The sequence below is a fragment of the Veillonella sp. oral taxon 780 str. F0422 genome, from assembly GCF_000221605.1.
In the GTDB taxonomy this organism is placed as follows: Bacteria; Bacillota; Negativicutes; order Veillonellales; family Veillonellaceae; genus F0422.
In genome coordinates this window covers 1-3,366 of the sequence record NZ_AFUJ01000071.1, presented here as the reverse complement: position 1 = coordinate 3,366, position 3,366 = coordinate 1, and the positions used below count along the sequence as shown (strand labels likewise).

The 3,366-nt window shown below is 39.8% G+C and carries 5 protein-coding genes and 1 pseudogene; 1 reads left to right on the top strand and 5 read right to left on the bottom strand.

The window, feature by feature from the left end:
* Positions 1–193: pseudogene (locus HMPREF9200_RS08780) on the top strand (threonine/serine exporter family protein); the annotation flags it as partial.
* Positions 194–235: 42 nt separating this feature from the next.
* Here the strand turns inward: HMPREF9200_RS08780 and trxA are convergent.
* The 5 genes from trxA to HMPREF9200_RS07695 all read right to left on the bottom strand — a co-directional run.
* Entirely contained in the window at positions 236–559 is a 324-nt protein-coding gene (gene trxA / locus HMPREF9200_RS07710; protein WP_009354160.1) for a thioredoxin, read from the bottom strand.
* 12 nt (positions 560–571) lie between these two features.
* Positions 572–943, bottom strand: a complete 372-nt coding sequence (locus tag HMPREF9200_RS07705; protein WP_009354162.1) for a CoA-binding protein — start codon at positions 941–943, stop codon at positions 572–574.
* A 24-nt stretch (positions 944–967) separates the two neighbouring features.
* The gene (locus tag HMPREF9200_RS08355) at positions 968–1,579 is read right to left on the bottom strand and encodes a glutamate--tRNA ligase family protein (RefSeq protein WP_141558215.1); all 612 of its coding nucleotides are present in this window, start codon (positions 1,577–1,579) and stop codon (positions 968–970) included.
* A complete protein-coding gene (locus HMPREF9200_RS08585) occupies positions 1,522–1,893 on the bottom strand; it encodes a glutamate--tRNA ligase family protein (protein WP_009354161.1) in 372 nt (123 codons plus the stop codon). The genes HMPREF9200_RS08355 and HMPREF9200_RS08585 overlap by 58 nt, the downstream gene beginning before the upstream one ends.
* Before the next feature lie 9 nt (positions 1,894–1,902).
* A partial coding sequence (locus tag HMPREF9200_RS07695) for an ABC-F family ATP-binding cassette domain-containing protein (protein WP_009354163.1) occupies positions 1,903–3,366 on the bottom strand: 1,464 nt, incomplete at its 5' end.

The window sequence follows — 3,366 nt, the reverse complement described above, 5'->3', positions numbered from 1 at the left end:
ATATGCCATGTTACATATTAATTCTCTCACATCTGCAACCTTAGTCGAAGCCATTCAAAGTGGAGTCACTGCCATCCTAATCATCATATCCATTGGTGTCGGTGTAGCCATTCCTTCGATTTTAGCTGGTAAAATTTTAGATGCTAGAAAAGAGAAAAAACTAGAAAGTTTATTAGATAAACGGTACACATAAGAAAAGGACTGATATCTCAAAGATATCAGTCCTTTCTGTATATTATAGATGAGCTTCTACAGCTGCTTTTAATTCTTCTAATGGAATGAAACCGATTTTGCGATCTACGATTTCACCATTTTTGAAGATAGCAAATGTAGGAAGAATTTCAATTTTGAAGAATTGTGCCAATTCAGGTTGTTCGTCAGTGTTTACTTTTGTTAATGTCACTTTGTCGCCTAAGGCAGCTGCCAATTCATCATATACTGGCATCATGCGAACACAGTATCCACACCATGGTGCCCAGAAATCTACAACAGTTACTTTATCATTTGTTGCTACTACTTCTTTAAAATTTGCAGATGTTACATCAATAATTGCGCTCATATAAGCCTCCTATTAAATTTGAATCAATACACAGTCTTGAATCACTTCAAGACCTAATTCAGTTGCCTTTTTCACTACTGCCGGTTTATCCGCACCTGGTTGTAGCCAAACGGTCTTAATCCCTAACTCTTTACAACTATCTAGAGCTTCTAAACCAACTTTTTCTGGCACAACAAAGTCCACTACAGTAGGTACTACTGGCAACTCATGCAAGCTTGGATAGCATTGTACACCATCGATAGATGTAATATTAGGATTCACTGGATACACTGTATATCCTTTATTGACAAGATGTTTGAAAATCTTATATCCGAACTTATCGGTTCTTGTTGTGGCACCTAAAACGGCCCACGTTTTTTCTTGGATCGCTGTTTCCATTGACATACGTATCACCTCGTTACTGTACTATCATACCATAATATCGAAATTTGTCAATTTAATTGTATCTTGTTTTAATAGTTTCTTTGGAATTGTAATCTCCAATAGTTCTGAAAGCCCTATGTGACCGCTAAGAGGTAAATCCCCCTTTGTGAGCAATCTTGTTTCTAACGCAAACCATGCCCACAGTCTCTCTGGTGTAGCCCCTTGGTTCTGCAGATCACGTATGGTTATACTTTGTTGCCGTTTAGACAGACGATACCCTTCTGCATCCACTAGCATAGGGGCATGACCATATTGCAAAGTAGAAAACCCCAAGGCTTGGGCCAGCGCAATTTGATGACCCGTCACAGGCAGTAAATCATTACCACGAACTACTTCTGTGACACCCATTTCATAATCATCAATGACCACCGCCAAATGATAGGCAATCATTCCATCCCATCGCTTTAACACGATATCATCACTACAAGATTGGATTTCATAATCTACCGCACCTCGATATATATCCTGAAAGGATCCTCTTGTATCCTCCATATGAAATCGCCAAGAAGGAGGTCTTTCACCTACAGTCGGCTCATGGGTTAAACAATATCCATCGTACACATGATGGGCTTCACCTTGATGAGGAGCGCTACTGATTTCCTGTAAACGCGCTCGATTACAATAACACGGATATAACCGTTTTGGCTACGTAATTCTTGTAAATATATCTCGTATATATCCATACGTTTGGATTGATACGTAGGTGCTTCGTCCCAAGTAAAACCAAGCCAAGATAAATCTTCTAGTATATGTTCTGCATAGATTGGTTTAGACCGTTGTGTATCTACATCTTCTATGCGCACTATATATTCACCATCTTGATGCCGTGCAGACCAATAGGACAAAAATGCTACCCACAAATTCCCTACATGCATATGGCCTGTAGGACTGGGTGCAAAACGACCTTTCATAGAAACCTCCTAGGCCTCTTCGCTAAGGTGTTCCCACCTCTCATAGAGAGCCTCTAACTGTGATGTTGTATTGGCTAACTCTTGAGACAATCGTTCATATTCTGATATATCTCCTTGGATAGATGGGTCCTGTAGCTGTACCGTATACATTTTAACTGTCGCCTCATACCGTGCAATATCTGATTCTACTTTGGCTAATTCTTTTTCCAGCATAAAGAATTCGTTTCTTTTAGGGGCTGTCACTGCTTCTGAATAGCTAGTATCTTGTTCCTCTGTTATAGTAGCCTCTGATGTACCTGTATGTATCTCAGCATTAGAATCAGTACTCACTGCTGTATCTTTAGCATTATCGGCTTTTCCTGCTGTATTGCTGGACATATTGTTGAGTTTCGTCTGCTCCGCTTCTAATCGTTGGGCTGTTAACACTGATCGTTCCAACATTTTTTCTTTATAATACGAATAATTGCCATAAAACTCTTCAATGCCACCATTATCTAAGACCACAATGCGTTTTGCCACAGCATCCAACAAATATCTGTCATGGGAAATAATGAGCAATGTGCCCTCAAACTGTTGTAAGGCTTGCTCCACTGTTTCTCGTGTAGGAATGTCTAAATGATTTGTCGGTTCGTCAAGGATTAAGAAGTTACGGCCTTCTAAAAATAACTGTAATAAGGCTATCCTTGCACGTTCTCCACCTGATAAATCTCCTATTAACTTGAATACATCATCACCTCTAAACTGAAAGGCACCTAGTACGCTACGAGCAGATTCTTCTGACATATCATAAGGAGCCATAATCTCTTGTAACACAGACCAACTAGGGTGTAATTCTTCATGTTCTTGCGAGAAATATCCTGTCTGCACTCGATTTCCAGTGATAATCGATCCATCCAGTGTATTAAGTTCCCCCATAATTGTTTTTACAAGAGTCGATTTTCCAGCTCCATTCGCACCAATTAAGCCTACCACATCTCCTCGACGTAGCGTTGTTGTAATATGTGTAGCCACTGGATGTTCTATATCATATCCAATGGACACATCCTCCACCATCAATACTCTGTCTGCACTCATTTCTGCCTTAGGAAAGGTAAAAGCAAACTCTCTATCTTGGTCTGGTGCCTCTAATCTTTCTAGTCTATCTAACTGTGATTGACGACCACGAGCCATTTTAGATTTTATGCCTGCTCGATATTTGTCAATATATTCTTCCGTTTTACGAATGTGTTCCTGTTGCTTTTCATACGCACGTTGATACGCCACTCGTTGCTGCTCTCGTTGTTTCAAGAACTGGCTATAATTACCTTTATAGGTATGCACTTTATGATGAGATAATTCTACCACTTCTGTCGCCACTTGATCTAAGAAATATCGGTCATGGCTGATGATGACAATGCCACCTTTATAGGATTTTAAATATCCCTCTAACCACTCTAACATTGGCATATCTAGATGGTTAGTAGGCTCATCAAG